This is a genomic window from Winogradskyella sp. Asnod2-B02-A, assembly GCF_045063645.1.
Taxonomy (GTDB): Bacteria; Bacteroidota; Bacteroidia; order Flavobacteriales; family Flavobacteriaceae; genus Winogradskyella.
Map to the genome: position 1 here is coordinate 972,645 of NZ_JBEFOG010000026.1, position 16,424 is coordinate 989,068.

General features: G+C 31.4%; 17 protein-coding genes. 5 read left to right on the forward strand and 12 right to left on the reverse strand.

Annotated elements, in window-relative coordinates:
- The first annotated feature begins 77 nt into the window (after positions 1-77).
- Positions 78-626, forward strand: a complete 549-nt coding sequence (locus ACJJVO_RS07750; RefSeq protein ID WP_405572486.1) for a dual specificity protein phosphatase family protein — start codon at positions 78-80, stop codon at positions 624-626.
- Between the two features lie 137 nt (positions 627-763).
- Here the strand turns inward: ACJJVO_RS07750 and ACJJVO_RS07755 are convergent, their stop codons facing one another.
- Together ACJJVO_RS07755 and ACJJVO_RS07760 are read right to left on the reverse strand one after the other, a co-directional pair.
- Positions 764-1,483: a hypothetical protein gene (locus ACJJVO_RS07755; RefSeq protein ID WP_405572488.1), complete on the reverse strand. Its 720-nt coding sequence runs from the start codon at positions 1,481-1,483 to the stop codon at positions 764-766.
- Positions 1,484-1,494: 11 nt separating this feature from the next.
- Positions 1,495-3,804, reverse strand: coding sequence for a TonB-dependent receptor (locus ACJJVO_RS07760; protein ID WP_405572491.1), 2,310 nt, complete (start codon positions 3,802-3,804; stop codon positions 1,495-1,497).
- 85 nt (positions 3,805-3,889) lie between these two features.
- On the opposite strand from ACJJVO_RS07760, the gene ACJJVO_RS07765 reads away from it, so the two are divergent.
- A complete protein-coding gene (locus ACJJVO_RS07765) occupies positions 3,890-4,309 on the forward strand; it encodes a Fur family transcriptional regulator (protein ID WP_405572494.1) in 420 nt (139 codons plus the stop codon).
- 166 nt (positions 4,310-4,475) lie between these two features.
- On the opposite strand, the gene ACJJVO_RS07770 is transcribed toward ACJJVO_RS07765, so the two are convergent.
- The 7 genes from ACJJVO_RS07770 to ACJJVO_RS07800 all read right to left on the reverse strand — a co-directional run bounded on the left by ACJJVO_RS07770 (position 4,476) and on the right by ACJJVO_RS07800 (position 10,633).
- On the reverse strand, positions 4,476-5,069 hold the full coding sequence (locus ACJJVO_RS07770) for a class I SAM-dependent methyltransferase (RefSeq protein ID WP_405572496.1): 594 nt from the start codon (positions 5,067-5,069) through the stop codon (positions 4,476-4,478).
- Positions 5,070-5,071: 2 nt separating this feature from the next.
- Positions 5,072-5,863, reverse strand: coding sequence for a class I SAM-dependent methyltransferase (locus tag ACJJVO_RS07775; RefSeq protein ID WP_405572498.1), 792 nt, complete (start codon positions 5,861-5,863; stop codon positions 5,072-5,074).
- 1 nt (position 5,864) lies between these two features.
- The gene (locus ACJJVO_RS07780; RefSeq protein ID WP_405572501.1) at positions 5,865-7,181 is read right to left on the reverse strand and encodes an APC family permease; all 1,317 of its coding nucleotides are present in this window, start codon (positions 7,179-7,181) and stop codon (positions 5,865-5,867) included.
- Positions 7,182-7,202: 21 nt separating this feature from the next.
- Positions 7,203-7,643: a methyltransferase family protein gene (locus ACJJVO_RS07785; protein WP_405572503.1), complete on the reverse strand. Its 441-nt coding sequence runs from the start codon at positions 7,641-7,643 to the stop codon at positions 7,203-7,205.
- Between the two features lie 5 nt (positions 7,644-7,648).
- A complete protein-coding gene (locus ACJJVO_RS07790; protein ID WP_405572505.1) occupies positions 7,649-8,995 on the reverse strand; it encodes a rhodanese-like domain-containing protein in 1,347 nt (448 codons plus the stop codon).
- 175 nt (positions 8,996-9,170) lie between these two features.
- Positions 9,171-9,896 (reverse strand): peroxiredoxin, encoded by a 726-nt coding sequence (locus ACJJVO_RS07795; protein WP_405572508.1) that lies wholly within the window; start codon positions 9,894-9,896, stop codon positions 9,171-9,173.
- A 194-nt stretch (positions 9,897-10,090) separates the two neighbouring features.
- Entirely contained in the window at positions 10,091-10,633 is a 543-nt protein-coding gene (locus tag ACJJVO_RS07800; protein WP_405572511.1) for a hypothetical protein, read from the reverse strand.
- A 378-nt stretch (positions 10,634-11,011) separates the two neighbouring features.
- On the opposite strand from ACJJVO_RS07800, the gene ACJJVO_RS07805 reads away from it, so the two are divergent.
- On the forward strand, positions 11,012-11,389 hold the full coding sequence (locus tag ACJJVO_RS07805) for a hypothetical protein (protein WP_405572513.1): 378 nt from the start codon (positions 11,012-11,014) through the stop codon (positions 11,387-11,389).
- A gap of 66 nt (positions 11,390-11,455) precedes the next feature.
- On the forward strand, positions 11,456-13,558 hold the full coding sequence (locus ACJJVO_RS07810; protein WP_405572515.1) for a TonB-dependent receptor domain-containing protein: 2,103 nt from the start codon (positions 11,456-11,458) through the stop codon (positions 13,556-13,558).
- Positions 13,559-13,626: 68 nt separating this feature from the next.
- Here the strand turns inward: ACJJVO_RS07810 and ACJJVO_RS07815 are convergent, their stop codons facing one another.
- The 3 genes from ACJJVO_RS07815 to ACJJVO_RS07825 all read right to left on the reverse strand — a co-directional run bounded on the left by ACJJVO_RS07815 (position 13,627) and on the right by ACJJVO_RS07825 (position 15,278).
- Entirely contained in the window at positions 13,627-13,797 is a 171-nt protein-coding gene (locus ACJJVO_RS07815) for a hypothetical protein (RefSeq protein WP_405572518.1), read from the reverse strand.
- A 124-nt stretch (positions 13,798-13,921) separates the two neighbouring features.
- Entirely contained in the window at positions 13,922-14,218 is a 297-nt protein-coding gene (trxA, locus tag ACJJVO_RS07820) for a thioredoxin (protein ID WP_405572520.1), read from the reverse strand.
- A gap of 13 nt (positions 14,219-14,231) precedes the next feature.
- Positions 14,232-15,278: a DUF3365 domain-containing protein gene (locus ACJJVO_RS07825; RefSeq protein ID WP_405572523.1), complete on the reverse strand. Its 1,047-nt coding sequence runs from the start codon at positions 15,276-15,278 to the stop codon at positions 14,232-14,234.
- Between the two features lie 132 nt (positions 15,279-15,410).
- On the opposite strand from ACJJVO_RS07825, the gene ACJJVO_RS07830 reads away from it, so the two are divergent.
- The gene (locus tag ACJJVO_RS07830) at positions 15,411-16,409 is read left to right on the forward strand and encodes a metal-dependent hydrolase (protein WP_405572525.1); all 999 of its coding nucleotides are present in this window, start codon (positions 15,411-15,413) and stop codon (positions 16,407-16,409) included.
- Positions 16,410-16,424 lie beyond the last annotated feature (15 nt).

Below are 16,424 nucleotides of genomic sequence, written 5' to 3' on the forward strand. Positions count from 1 at the left end.
CATGTTAATTATCGTTTTTATAACATTTTAAATGCATACCATGCCATACTTTTAATACCTATTTAATTTAGAATAGAATGAAACTATTTCACATCCTATTTATTGGTTATTTACTTTCATTTGGGTTTGTAAATGCACAAGCGACTGATAGTTTGAAATTCAACTCAAAACGATTTAATAATCTATTCGCATTAAATGACTCCATTTATCGTTCTGAGCAACCAAGTAAAAAAGCGTTTAAAGAATTAGAAAATTATGGATTTAAAACAATTATTAATTTTAGACGCATAAAAATCGATAAGAGAAAAGCCAAAAATACCAACTTGAAGCTGGTGAATCTACCTATGCGATCTTCTGAACTTACAGAAGCCAAAATTGTTGAAGCATTACAAGCTATAAATGAGGCAGAAAAACCCGTGTTAATACATTGTTGGCATGGTTCGGATAGGACTGGTATTATTGTAGCGGCATACAGAATTGTATTTGAAAAATGGTCTAAAGAGGATGCCATATCCGAATTTAGAATTAAAGAGTTTGGCTACCATGAAAATTGGTATCCAAATCTTATAGATCTTTTAGAAAATCTAAATACGGAAGACATAAGAACACAATTAGAACTAGAATAAGTCCATACTTCTAAAAAGTATTATGAAATAAAAAGCCTTTTTAAAAAATTTAAAAAGGCTTTTTTGTTATTTAACACCCACAAATCGTATCACTTCTGCTTTTCATTTATTGTAGTTATCTTCATTTGCTTCTGCTTTCATTTATAACTAACTACCAAAAACTCAGCTTCTGTTTTACCACTGTTTTTTAAAGCATGTTGACAAGCCTCATGCCAATGGGTATCACCTTGTTTAAATTGTTTATCTAGCTTGCCATGCGCATCAGACTCGTATTCTAAAACATAATTAGAAAGCGAATAAATAATACGATTAATACCTGAGTGCATTGGAATACTTTTTCCGATAGGTAATTTTACAAGTGTCATTTTAAACTCTTCATTATCTAGTAACGTTTTTGTAAAGTCTGGCGACACTGAACTAACGTCATTATCTACTGTGTTTTCTCCGCATTCTGGTAAATCGGTGTTTTTCCTAGAAAATGCTAACCATTCAGCCTTGGTAGTACCATTATTTTTTGCAGCATGTTTTCCTGCTTTATGATAATGAACTTCACCTTTTTTCCAGGTTTTATTACCTAAAATTTTCCCTTCTTCTTCCCAGTCTATTGTGTAATCTGTTAATGCATAAATCACTCTATTTTCACCTTCGTGAACTGGTAAAAACTCACCTGATTCGAGGTTCATTTTTGAAACTTGAGCATATTCATTTTCAAAAATAGTTTTGTGTTCGCCTTTTTGTGCGGTAGATTCTTCTTGGCTTAAGGAATCTAATTGTTCCGTTTTCTTATCATCTTTACATGATAAGGAAAGTATCGCAATGCTACATATTGCAATCATACTTAATTTCATTGTTTTCATATCAAATAATTTTAAAGATTACTTTTTTGAGTGCGTATGGTAAAAGGAATATTTAATCCGAATACAATATTTCTGCCCATCATATTGAGGTCTAATTGTTTAGTAAATGAAAGATGGTCTATATAAGTTTCATTGGCTAAATTGAATCCACTAATAAAAATATCTGAGTCTTGATTAAAGATATTGACTTTAGTGCCTAATTTTAGATTAATTAAATTATAAGCTGGTGTTGAATTTTCATTTTGACCAGTTCTATTTTGCTCAAAAAAGCTCATGAATTCTACAGAAGCAAAAGACTGCTTCATAAATGCTAATTTGCCAAGTTGAAACTTTATTTCATTGGTCCATCTATCCTGAGGTATAAATGTTGGGTGTTCAATATCTAATGGTGCATTGGTTAAATCTGCCCTTATGATGCTTAAAGCGCTATGCCAACCAAACCATTTATTAGGATGAATATCTAATGCAATTTCACCACCATAAAAGTTAGCATCATTTTGTACATGTTCAAATATGTTGCCATTACCAATAGGTGCTTCTTCAGAAGTCATTATTAAATAGATATAGTTTCCTATTTTATTGTAAAAAGGTGATACATCTATAGTCATCCAAGGTTTATGAAAATGATAATTAACATCAAATTGGTAATTGCGTTGTGCTTTTAAATTAGCATCACCACGTTCATATATTCCGCTATGAATACCATTTTGAGTAAGCTCTGGTATGGTAGGCGATCTAAAACCTGAAGAAATATTGACCTTGAAAAAGTGTTCTTTTTTAAAATTATAAACCAAACCTAAAGAGCCAGTAACACTATTATAACTATTATTTACAGCAAACTGATCTGTAGTTTCCGTAACAACAGGATCTGAAGTCATATTTCTGTAATCGTAACGTAATCCTGAGGTAGCCGTTATTTTTTCATTAAGTTTAAAGTCTCCAATAGCATAAATTCCAAAGTTATTAATTTTTGAATCTAGCAAAGGATTATTGGGTTTACTTTCGTCTGCGTCATTAGAAATAAGTGCACCATTGATACCAAAAAGTAGTTGATTGTCATCAAAAGGCATAGACATTTTTGCGTTATAGGTAAACGTATTTAATTGCATGGATGCATATGTAGGTGATAACAATACTTCTTCTGTTTGGTTAAAAACACCTCCATTAGCTTCACGTAAATTAGATTGATAACCGAGGTCAATATCCATTGTATTTTTATTCAAATAAATAGTGTTGTTTGATGTGATTAAATGATTAGTTAAATTTTGATACCAAACTTGATTTTCCCTACCAGAACTTAATAATTCTGGTACTGTGTTTACTAAATTCTGACTCGCTATATTTTGAATGCCATATTGCGGTCGCGTATAATCGTAACGCACTGAAAATTTCCCGAAACCTGTTCTTGTACCGAGATTAGCACTAAAGTTATCTTCATTAAATCTTGTATTATAAACATCATTTCCATCACCATCTGAAAAATCTTCGTGCGACTTTAAACTTGCTCTAACACCCCAAAATAGGTTTTTACCACTACCTTTTATTCCTAGACTATTTAAATAGCCATTTGTATTTGTATGATAATTAGAAGTGAAATCACCCTCAATGGTATTGATAGATGCAGGCCGTTCTTTTATAACATTAACCACACCACCAACAGCATCAGATCCATACTGTAGTGAAGCAGGTCCTTTTATAATTTCAAAACGTTCTGCAGACATTTCATCAATTAAAAAAGGGTGCGAACTAGAAAATTGAAAATTCTCTTGTTTAACGCCATCATTAAGTAAAATTAAATTAGCATTGCTAAGACCTCTTACCACAGGTTTGCCTACACCATTTCCAAAACTGATGTTATAAATTCCAGGAATTTTAGCGAGATTTTGAGATAAATTACTTTGCCCAGACGTAGCAATGTCTTGTTTCTTTAATGTAGTAATTATGTAAGGCAACTTATCTTTCTCTTTAGCAAAGCCTGCTGAGATGGTAACTTCCTCAAGCTCTAGTGCACTTTCAACCATAATGACATCTAGCTTGTAACTATCATTACCTTCTAGGTTAGAAAGATCTATGGTATGTAAAGTTGATTTGTAACCCACATAAGTAAATTCTAAGGTCACCGATTCTAATTGTTTAGGGATTTCTAAACGGTAAAAGCCTTTACTATTAGATGTTGCTCCATTTAGAGATTGTAATACTGTAATGTTTACGTTTTCTAACGGTTGGTTACTTTCATCGCTAACCGTACCAATAATTGATACTTGACTATAACCAAAATAAAAGCTTAATAAAAATAACGAAAATAATACATGTTTGTTCATAGATATATAATTAATGCAACTGAGTTGCAATTTACGATAGTATTACAATTATATTTGTAACGTAGGTTACATTATATTTTCATTTATGTCACAAGTAAGAAAAACAAAATCAGTTGAAAAGGTGTTGCATCTTTTTGAGCTTCAATCAAATGCAATTTCAGCTATTGAATTAGTTGAAAAACTTGATAAGAATATGAATAAAACCACGGTTTACAGGATCCTAGACCGATTGGAAAACAAAGGTTTATTACATTCTATAATGGGAAGAGATGGTTTAAAATGGTATGCAAAATGTAAAGACTGTTCTTCTGAAAAACATACAGATGCACATCCTCATTTTCAATGTACAAATTGTGGTAAGGTAGATTGTTTAGATATTGAAGTTCTTATACCACAAGTAAAGCAGCATAACATAAAATCTGCAGAACTGTTTTTAATTGGGGAATGTAATGAATGTAGGATGTCTCAAGCCGATATTTTAATTCCAAAACAACTAAAAAAATAATTGGTTTTCAAAATTATTATCAAAATAAATCTACAAAAATGACTTGCATTACACCATTACAAATGAAGCTAATTTTGGTCTTGTAGTAATTAATAATAAAATAAAAATTTTAGTATTGTAAAGCGTATTTTTTAGCTAATAAACCCTTCATTTCTGAAGGGCTTTATTATTTTGAAACTCCAACAAATTGTATCACTTCTGCTTTACCCTTATGATAATCCCCTTCTGAGAGGTCTATTGTTTTTTCTTCTAATATTTTAAATTCTAATAGCGAAAACTCCTCTTTTATTTCTTCTATGGAAAATAACATGGCTGCATTTTTAGGGCCACCAGAAGCATTACCTAATTGCGCTTTTGCAAAGCCTTCAAAAATAACTTCTCCTCCAACTTTTAAAAACTGAAGTAAATGTTGATGTGCCTTTTTACGAATTTCTACTGGAAAATGCACAAAACTTAAACCTATAACATCAAACTTCTCATCGCTTTTAAATTCTTCTACACCTATAACTTCATAAGTAATATCAACGCCTTTCAATTTTGCTAATTGTAAGGCTTTATCTTTACCTTTTACACTCATGTCAAAAGCAGTAACTTCCCAACCTTGAGCGGCTGCATATACAGCATTACGACCTTCACCTTCAGCCGGAAGCAATAGTTTTCCTGGCTTTAGCTTATCTAATTGTTGCTTAAAAAACACGTTAGGTTCGGTACCATAAGCAAATTCTTCATTTGCATACCGTTCATTCCAAAAGTCTTTCATAATTACTTTGCTCTAATGATGAATTGGTAAGGCAGTAAATCTATATTGACATCTAATTGTGTGTAACCTGCTTTTGTTAATTCTTGTTTTACAGTTTCCAAATCAATTTTATGGTTTGTAGGTGGACCAACTGGAAGTTCTTTTTTAAAATAATCAATGACAACCAATTCACCTTCTGGTTTGATTCCTTTTTTAACTTTCGAAAAATAATCGATTCGGTTTTCAATATGATGATAGGTATTTACAATTAACACCATGTCAACTTCATTATCTGCTAAATTTGGACTGTCGTATGGAATTTTTCGAAGCTCTATATTTTCTAGTTTATTATCTTCTATGCGTTTTTGTATGACCTCTTGAAATTCATCGCTAACATCAGCTGCAATAACTTGTGCTCCTTTGTCTGCTAATTTCAAGGAAAAATAACCTGAACCAGCACCAATATCCATTATTTTTTTATTCTTTAAATCTCCAAGGTATTCAAGCACTATTTCTGGCTTTTGGTAGTCATCACGCTCTTTTGATTCAAAACGTTCTATTAATTCTTCAGTATTTGATTGGTGCATATAGTCATTTGCCGTTTTTGAACTGTCCGATTTATGATGGTGTCCATGATGGCCTTCCTCTTTTTTTGTCTCGTGATTAGTTTCGTGTTTCATATCTTGACTATTATTTTTCTCATTATTCTCTTTACAAGCTGTAAATGCCAATACTAAAGTTGTCGCTAGAAAAAGATGTTTTACTTTGCTCATTGTTACATGTGTTTTTTTGTATGTATTATTTTTTGATTTCATTTTATTTCAATTTTAAGTGATTTTTATTCAATGTATTACTCCACCAATAGGTTAAAAAACCTACGATTATATTACCAAAACCTATGAAAACTTCAAAAGGACTATTGATAAACGCATAGGCAATCATCCATAGGGATAAGATAACAAATAGGATTTGAAAAAGTGGAAACAACGGACTTTTAAATCTATCGGTTTTTATATTTTTATACTGCTTTCGTAATTTGAAAACACCAATAACGGTTGCCATAGAAGATATGGTTAAAAGAATACCACAATAAATTAGTATTTGCTCAAATGTTCCTGTTAAAATTAATAACGCACTAATGCCAAATTGTAACCATAAGGCGCGTTGTGGAATGTTATTGTTTTCGGTTTTAAAATAATTCCAAAACTTATGATCTTTTGCAAGACTAGAGGTCACTCTTGAACCTACCCAAACCATAGCGCTTATGCCTGACACTAGCAATAACGAAATAGCCAATCCAAACCACCGTCCGTAATCTTGACCCATCATTTTAGTCATAGCAATAGTACCGACATTTAATTCCCCTTTTAACTCCGGAATAGGGACATGTTTTAAAAATACATATTGTAAAAGTGTGTACAGAACCGTTACAATTAAAGTACCTCCGATTAAAGCTATGGGTAATGATTTTTTAGGATTTTTAAATTCTTCAGTAATATACGCTGCAGCATTCCAGCCGGAATATGAATAACTCACATAAATTAATGCTACCGCAAATGCAGGTGAAATAAGATTAGAATAATCTGAATTAGATAAAAATTCTATACTGTTAAACGTTGGTTCTTGCCAAACACCAATACCAATTAGTGCCACTATGATTGCAATTTTTAGAAACGTACTAATATTCTGAAATTTAGAACTTAAAGACAAGTTTTTTGTATGAATGCCCGTAATAACGGCAAGCAGTATAATGCTTGTCCATTTAGGATTCAGATTAAAATAGGGAAAATAAGCCACAAAAGCCATAGCCGACAAAGCGATTGGTGCAGCAAAACCAACGGTTATTGAAATCCAACCCGATAAATAACCAACAAGTGGATGAAACAGCTTAGTAAGAAAAGCATATTCACCACCTGAACGTTGTATATGTGTCCCTATTTCAGCATAACTAAAAGCGCCAGACAAGGCAATTAATCCTCCTAAAACCCAAAGAATTAATATAATCGTTGGATTGTTTAAGTCTTTTAACTGAAATCCTAAACTGGTAAATGCACCAGTGCCAATCATATTTGCCACCACTAAGGCAACACCTGTAAGCGTGGTAATTTTATAGGCTTGGATTTTTTTTGACATTAAACTATTGGTTTTGAAATACTAAATAAATCGTCGTGTTTTCATTTTATAATTTGAATACTCTGAATAGTGATTTGTCAGTAATTCTTCTTCATACTGCGACTTGAAATAAAACAAAATCAGTAACACTACTGTTATTAACATTTTATACCAAGAAGTTTCATGCAAAGCATAGCCGAATCCTACAAAAAGTAAAGCGGTATAAATAGGATGTCTCGCTATGTTATAAGCTCCCGACGTAATCAATTTGCCATTTGTAACAGGTGTTGGAAAAGGCGAAAGTTTTGTATTGATTTGCAACAGTGCGACTAATGCTAAAACCAAACCTAAGATTAGCATAAGCAATCCCGAATAGCGTAACCATTCGGGAAGATTTATGTTAATGTTTTGAATCGGTAAAAAATAAACGACAAAAAGCACTAATTGAATACCTACGTATATATAATCTTTTTTAGTCTTCAATAAAACTAATCTTTAAATTGTTCTATATCATCACTCAAATCGTAAACTTTTACGCCTTCTAATGCTTTTTCTAGAATACTTGTTCCGGCTGAACTACGATAACCACCTGCACAATGCACTACAATAGGTTTATCTTTTGGGATGTCATTTGCTTTATCTCTAAGCTCATTTAGTGGATAAGAAATCGCGTTTTCAAAAAACTTTTGTTCTGCAACTTCACTTCTATTTCTTATATCTACGATGGTATAATGATCTGGATGCTTTTTAAAATCTTCCAAATGTAACTTTTCCGAAGTCTCAAATATTGAATCATCTAAAGTTAACAAACCAATAAGTTGTTTTTCGTATCCTATTTTTGCAATACGATGTAAAATATCTTCTTTATCGTCCACCGAATTTAAAACGACATAGAACTTTTCTTCAGGTTTAACAATAGAACCTAACCATGTTTCTAGCTTGTCATCTTCGGTTTCTCCAATAATATTAATACTGCCTGAGATATGATTCTCTTTAAATTGTTCTTTATTTCTAACATCTATAATTAAAGCCTCTTTATCTTGAGTGGCTTCAGATTTAAAATGAAATTCTGGTTGTGCAATACTACTTTCAAAATTAGTGGCTCCATTTTTATTAATATCCACATTGAATCCAAAATATGAAGGGATAAATGGTTGGTCTTTTAAAATATGGCTCATAAACTGTTCTTCTGTAAGATTTTTAAAAGCCCAATTTTCTTTTCGCTCTCTTCCCAATGTACTTTGAGAATCCGTACTCATGTTTTTACCACACAATGAACCTGCTCCATGTGCTGGGTAAACTATAGTGGTATCTGGTAAATGATTAAACTTATTTTGGATTGTATGATACATACTTCCCGCTAGTTCTTCTCTTTTTGCCTTCATGTTACCTGCTTTTTCTCTTAAATCTGGTCTTCCAACATCACCAATAAATAAGGTGTCTCCAGAGAACATAGCATAGTTATTTTCTTCATCGACTGCAATTACTGTTATACTATCTGGTGAGTGACCAGGTGAATTTATGGCAGAACATTTAGTGTTTCCTATAGTAACAGAATTACCATCATCAAAACCTTGATGCGGATAGTTGGCTCCCACTAATTTGCTCACATAAATTGTTGCACCAGTTTCTTTATGAATTTGCAAGTGACTACTCACAAAATCAGCATGTGGATGCGTCTCAAAAACAGCTTTAATTTTTACATTATGCTTTTCTGCCAATTGATAATAAGGTTTAGGATCTCTCGCTGGATCCACTAATGCCATTTCATTACCACTAATAATTGCATAAGAATAATGTGCTAATGGTTTGTCTTCAAATTGTATAACTTTCATAATTTCTCTTTTAATATTGAACTTTATGATAAACGAATGAATACTCTTATAAATTTAAAACTAAAAATTTGAAGCATTCTAATATTTATCAATTTTAGGCAAGAATTAACAATCCATAATGACTTAAATTACAAAAAGAGCCTCAATTAGAGGCTCTTTTTTAATTGAAATCATTTTACTTTTTTAAGATTGAATCTAACACTAAATCTTTATCTAACTTTTTAGTACAGAAGAACCAGTCTTTACAATCTAAATCTTCTGTAGAACTCATACGTTCTTCGGCTACACCACAAGATCCTGCAGGCGATACAATAACATCATCACCAGGATTCCAATCTGCTGGAGTTGCAACATTAAATTTGTCTGAAGTTTGCATAGCAATTAAGGCTCTGTATAACTCATCGAAATTACGGCCAAGACTTAATGGGTAATAAATAATAGCTCTAACGGTTTCATTAGGATCTACAAAAAAGACCGCTCTTACCGCTTGTGTTTTGCTTTCTCCTGGCTGAATCATTCCATATTTTTTGGCAACATCCATAGAAATATCCTCGATTAAAGGAAACTTAACCTCTATGTTTTTCATGCCTTTAAACTCAATCTTGTCCTTAATAGTTCTTAACCAAGCAATATGGCTGTAAAGACCATCAATAGACAACCCAATAAGACTACAATTCGCCTTTTCAAATTTTTCTTCTAAATGTGCAAATGTCATAAACTCAGAGGTACAAACAGGTGTAAAATCTGCAGGATGACTAAATAATATAGACCATTTACCCTTATAGTCTGAAGGGTAATTAATATCTCCTTGTGTTGTTACAGCTTTAAACTCTGGTGCTTTATCACCAATTCTTGGCATTGCAAATGATTGCTCTTCTTTTATTGATTCTGTAGTATTCATAATTTTTAGGTATTTAATTAATTTATAGCAAATATAGATTGCAATAGATTTTAACTATGTAACCTATGTTACTAAAACGAATCGTTTATGAAATTTTCTAGCAACTACTAAAACCCTAAAATTTTGATATACAATACACTAACTCTTGTTTTAATAAGCATAACAAAAAATTAAAAACAATAATTAAATAAACTTTAAAATTTATAACCAACACCTAATCCAATGGTTGCAGTACTGAATCCATCAAAACGATGATCATAAAAAAGTGTGGGCATCATGTAAAAATCAGAACCAAACTCATATTCGTATTCTAATCCTACGCGAGCCAAAACAAATGATTCATTCTCCTCTATTTCAATTCCTGGTCCTACACTAATAACAAATCCATTAGAGATATGATAAAGTGCATCTAGGGTTAAAACTAATGGATTAACACGTTCAATTTCTTCTCCAGAGCTTTTTTCAACTATAAAACTTTCTATTTCTACATCATTATGCAATCCAATTCCCCATTTATGGTTAAACCAATAATCTACATCAAGTCCCCAAGACGGCACAAAAAGATGACTATCAGTGCCTTCACTCTTTATATAAGTATGGCCAATAACAACTGCAACTCTAAAGCCTTCTCCAGATGATCCTTCATGTTCATCTGCAGGAGTACTATGTTTTTCTTGCGCTGTAATTTGATTAACTGTTATTAGAAGTAACAATAAAAGTGATATTTTTTTAAGCATTATGTAATGTATTAATTAATGATATTTTAAAGTATGTACTAAATATTTCTTGAAATTTAAAGCTAAGAATGTTTAAAATTCGTTTGTGATTTTTTAATTAAGATCGCAAGTTTACACTTTTAGAAAGAAGAAAAACTGATCTATGTCATACACTTCCATATTTTATAAACTTATTTAGTTAAACCATTTAGCGTCTTGCTTTTTATCACCAAGCTGTAACTAATGTTACTTTAATTGTCATTTTTTATAAAGAACTTTCCATATTTTATATGAATACTATTTTAAAATATTTACGCGTTCATTAAACTCCTATTATATATTTAAAAACATGATAAAAGTTAGTAAAGAAAAGAAAATGCTATTTTAAATTTGCTTAAAATGAAATTAAGGGGTTACATCGTTTTAGTTCTATTAACCTGTTTGTTACTATTTAATAGTACAAAAGCTTCTTTGACTTACGCTTATTTTAAATTAGACCCAATTGGTTTTATTGATAATCTCTGTGAAAATAAAGACAAGCCAGAGCTTCAATGCAACGGGAAATGTCAACTAAAAAAAGTAGCTCAATCTCAGGATAAACAGAAAAAAACACCAGAGAGTATTGTTGATTTTAAAGAACTTACTCTTTATCTAAATCCGATTTCTAAAATTGAATTTTCCAAAAAAATTCAAATAAAAAAGCAACACTTTTCTTCTTACCTTAACCTATATTGTTACCATAACACTTACGATTATTTTCATCCTCCAAGAGTATAATTTTACTTTTAATTTAGTAGCTCTATCTACTATAAATACTTAAGTCAAATACAATACTCATATAATATGAAAACATTTTATAGAGTGCTTTTATGCACGCTAATTACAGCAATATCTTTTGGTCAAGAAAAAAATGAAACCAAAAAAGATACTACAAAACAAAAAACAACTAAACTCACAGAAGTCATTATTACCGGAAATTTAAAAACCGATCCTGTACTTACCATTGTTTCCAATAAATATGACGAAAAAATTGTGCAACCTAAGAACGTTGCCGATTTATTTAACAACATTAATGGCTTTTCGGTTATAAAGAGAGGGAATTATGCTATCGATCCATCGTTTAGAGGCGCACAATATGAGCAACTCAATATTCAATATGATGGTGGTACAAAAGCGATGCATGCTTGTCCTAACCGAATGGACCCTATAACTACGCATATTATTCCTGAAGAAATTTCTAAAATTGAAATTATAAAAGGACCATACACAGTAAGGTATGGTGCTACTTTTGGTGGTATTGTAAATCTAGTTACTCAAAAACCAGATTTTGAGGATTATGGTTTACATGGTAAAGTTTCTGGTGGCTATGAAAGCAATGGTAACTCTTTGGTTAACCTTGTGCAATTACAATATATTAAAGATAAATACGATATTGTTGCCAATGCTGGTTATAGAGATTTTGGAAATTATGAAGATGGAGATGGCACCGAAATCCCTTCGTCATTTAGAAGTACCGATTATGGTATTAAAATAGGTTATAATTTTTCTGACGATCAACGTTTACAAGCGCACTGGAGACAATCTTTTGGTCGCGATGTGTTGCATGCTGCATTACCAATGGATACGGAATATGATAATAGCAGTATTCTTTCTTTAGATTACTCATTAGATGATATTGGCAAAACTATAAAGTCATTAACTGCTAAAGCGTATTACAGTTATGTAGATCATTTAATGACTAATAACAATAGACCTTCGTTTATGATGATGGAAGCCGCTTCTGCTGTTGATGCTGTTACAGCTGGTGGAAAAATAGAACTCAATTGGAGCCCTTTTGAAAAATTGAATGTCTTTTCTGGTTTAGATGCCATGTATATTGCAAGAGATGGAGGCAGAACGCGATTAATAAAAATAATGAATGGCAATACATTACCAACACCTGTTACATTTAATGATAAGGTTTGGCAAGATTCTTATATTACAGATATAGGTGTATTTACAGAAGCTAAATATAGTTTTGGTGCTAATACTATTTTCACTGCAGGATTACGTTATGATAATGTAACTTCAGATATACAAGATCCTGAAGACGATTTTGCAGCCATGTATGACCTTAATAAACGAACAGAACACAACATTAGTGGAACTGTTTCTGTTAAAAAGAGAGTTTCAGATAAATTCACTTTAGAAGCAGCTTATGGTCGTGGTGTGCGCTCTGCTAATATGATAGAACGTTTTATTAATCACTTTACGGTAGGTCAAGATCCTTATGAGTATATTGGAAATCCAGACTTAAAAGCTGAAGTTAATAATCAGTTCGAAATTGGTTTTAAAGGCAATGAGCCACTAAAAAATGGCTTTAATAGTTTTAGGTATGAAACCTCTTTTTACTATTCGTTTTTTGAAAACTATATCGTTGGGATTGTAGATGAATCGTTAACTCGAAAATTTAATCCTACGCTAGAACCAACAAACCCAAAAGTGTTTAGAAACCTTGATGAGGCTTACAAAACTGGATTTGAAGCCATGGCACAAATTGATTTTTTAGATCATTATTATTTTAAATCTGAATTTTCTTATGTGTATGCTAAAAACAAGGATTTAGGAGAATCACTGCCGCTAACACCTCCATTTACAACACGAGTAGCTGTTGGAATAAATAGAGCCAAGTTTTGGGCAAATATTCAATATAATATGGTCTCTAAGCAAGATAACATTTCAAGAAGTTTCGGTGAAACAGAAACCGATGGTTACCAAACCTTAGATATTAGATTAGGTGTTAAACCAATTAAGAATATTACGTTAGGTGTTGCAGTGATAAACGCTTTAGATGAAGCTTACAATAATCATTTAAACTTTTCTTTTACCAACCAAACAGATTTTGGAAGCACACCAATCACAGAACCTGGTAGAAATTTTTCAGCATTTTTACAGTATAAATTTTAGTATAAATACAAAAAAAGAGGGTAGTTAATTATTGACTACCCTCTTTTCAAATATATAATTAGCTTTAATTAATACTCTGAGTTATTATCTTCATTAAGACTGTTAGACTCATCTTTACTTTTACCTTTAGACAAAAAGTTAATTAAAATGCCAACCAGCGTAATGCAAACCAATGCGAAAATTGCAATCATTACAACTCCACCTGTCCAACTATATAATGCTATTAATGTATTAATCATATGTGTATTTATTTAATTTTGAGAGTGTAAAATTAATAACAATAACTTTTAATAAAAATGATATTTATCATTAAATATAAAAAACTATCAACCTGCTAATCTTTTAATTATAAATCCCAATTAATTATTTAGCTGTAGTAATAACATTTATAATCTCATCTTTTTGAAGCACTCCAGATTGCCTCCAGACTTGCTTCCCATTTTTAAACAATAGCATGGTTGGCACACCTCTAACTTGGTATTTTGAAGCTAAAGCTTGATTTTTGTCAACATCAATTTTAAGAATAGTTACACCTTCTCCTAAGGTGTCTTTCACTTGTTTTAAAATTGGGCTCAACATTTTACATGGTCCACACCAATCTGCAAAGAAGTCAACTAAAACGGGTTGATCTTGATTTATTATTTCTGAAAATTTGCTCATACCTGACTTATATTTATTTATCAAAAGTAATACTCCAAATGCCTCTTACTTCATTAATATTATAACCTATAGCCTTATCCATAGGATATAAGCTCTTAATTCTTGTTAATGTAATATTCTCTAAAGTCTCATTAGGTTTTCCGTGGCATTGAAGACACATGGTGTTTGTCGTAATTGGGTAATAAACCTTAACTTTATTATCTAGTTCTTTTACAATTGGACTTGCTTCTTCATTATTAGCAATAACCTTTTTAAAGGTATTTATATATTCTAATTCTTCTGAATTCGCTTTATTTTTTGGATTTCTAGGTTTATCTGAAACACGTTTTATAATAGCATTATGCACCACTGACATACTATCTGTTAAAGGATATGCTCGCTCATTGCAAAATGTTAATGCTTCTAAAGTTCCTTTTTTCTGAATTGTACCCATTAAATTTTTACCCAAAACCGCTTTTGTGGTTAACGCATATTTTAAACCACGTTCACCATAAGGTAAATCTTGAAAATTTGTTTGGGCTTGTTGCATACCATGCTTTTTACCTTGTCCATTTCCCATACCATTACCTTGCCCATTTCCCATGCCTTTACCTTGGCCATTTCCTTTTCCATTACCTCTTTCTTTATTATAGTGATCTTCAAACCATTCTGGTTGCTCTATATCATAATCATACATATAATCTGAAATCTGTTCTATAGTTTTCTCTGCAAATGCTTGTTTTGGCATCACACCAAATCGTTTTACAGCTCCATACATTTTAGCATCAGCTGCATTTGGGTTTTTAATCCAAGCTTGCATTGAAGCAATAAAGTCTTCTTTACTTGTTTCACTATCAATATAATGTTTTTTAATGGCAATCATTGGAGGACCAATTCTATCGGCTTCAGTTGCAGTAGGATTATGGCAAACATAGCAATTAGCTTCCATCATTTTTTTACCAGGATGCTCTTTTGTTGTACTCGATTTATCAACACTACCATATGTGTCTTTCGTTTTATTACTTGAGTTACAACTTACTAAAGTTACAATTAACACGAGAAATCCAATAACATTTTTCATACAAACTAAGTTTTACTAAAGATACGAAAGAATAAAAAATAATTAGGTAACTAATGTTACAGTGCTCACATAAAAACACTACAACAATGAGACTAATTTTCTATATTAGAAAATGTATTTTTACCACTAATTATGGATTCACTCACACAAATCGTTTTAGGAGCAGCCGTTGGAGAGGCTGTTTTAGGAAAAAAAGTAGGCAATAAAGCCATTTTATATGGAGCAATCGCTGGTACCATACCAGATTTAGATGTTTTTGCTTCTTATTTTACAGATACAGTTTCTGCTTTAGAGATTCATCGTGGATTTACACATTCTATTATATTTTCAGTGCTTTTTGCTCCTCTTTTTGGTTGGCTTGTTTCGAGATATGAAAAATATAAAGATTTTAAAGGCTGGTCGTGGTTATTTTTCTGGGCACTAATAACACATCCAATATTAGATGCACATACCACTTGGGGCACACAACTATTTTGGCCTTTGGATTTAAGATTGGCTTTTAAAACCATTTTTGTTATTGACCCCTTATATACTTTACCCTTTTTGGTATTCTTGATTTTAACAATGTTTCAAAAACGAAATTCAGAAAAAAGAAGACTTTATAATGGTATTGGATTAACTATTAGTACAGCATATTTAGCACTTACTTTTATATTAAAAGACAAAGCATTAAATCAATTTGAAGACCAATTACTAACTGAAGATATTAATTACCTACAATTAGACATTAGACCTTCACCACTAAACACCATTTTATGGAATGCCAACGTAGATACTAAAGACAACTACTTATTAGGTACCTATTCATTTTTTGACACTAAAGATATCTCGTTTGAGAAATATCCTAAAAATCATTATTTACTAGGAAATCTCATAGAGAATGAAAAAGTAAAACGTATGATAGCCATTTCTGAAGGTTGGTACACTATTAACAAAATAGATGATACATTATACTATAATGATTTGCGTTTTGGTTTATTGAGTTTAGAACCAAACTCTCAAGATTTTGTATTTAAATATGAAATAAAAGTAGATTCTTCTGGTAATGTAACTTTTATAGAACAAGAAAAAACAAATAGAGACGGCAAACAACTTATGAAAGATTTATGGCAAAGACTAAAAGGGAACTAATCTTGTTTCAATTTA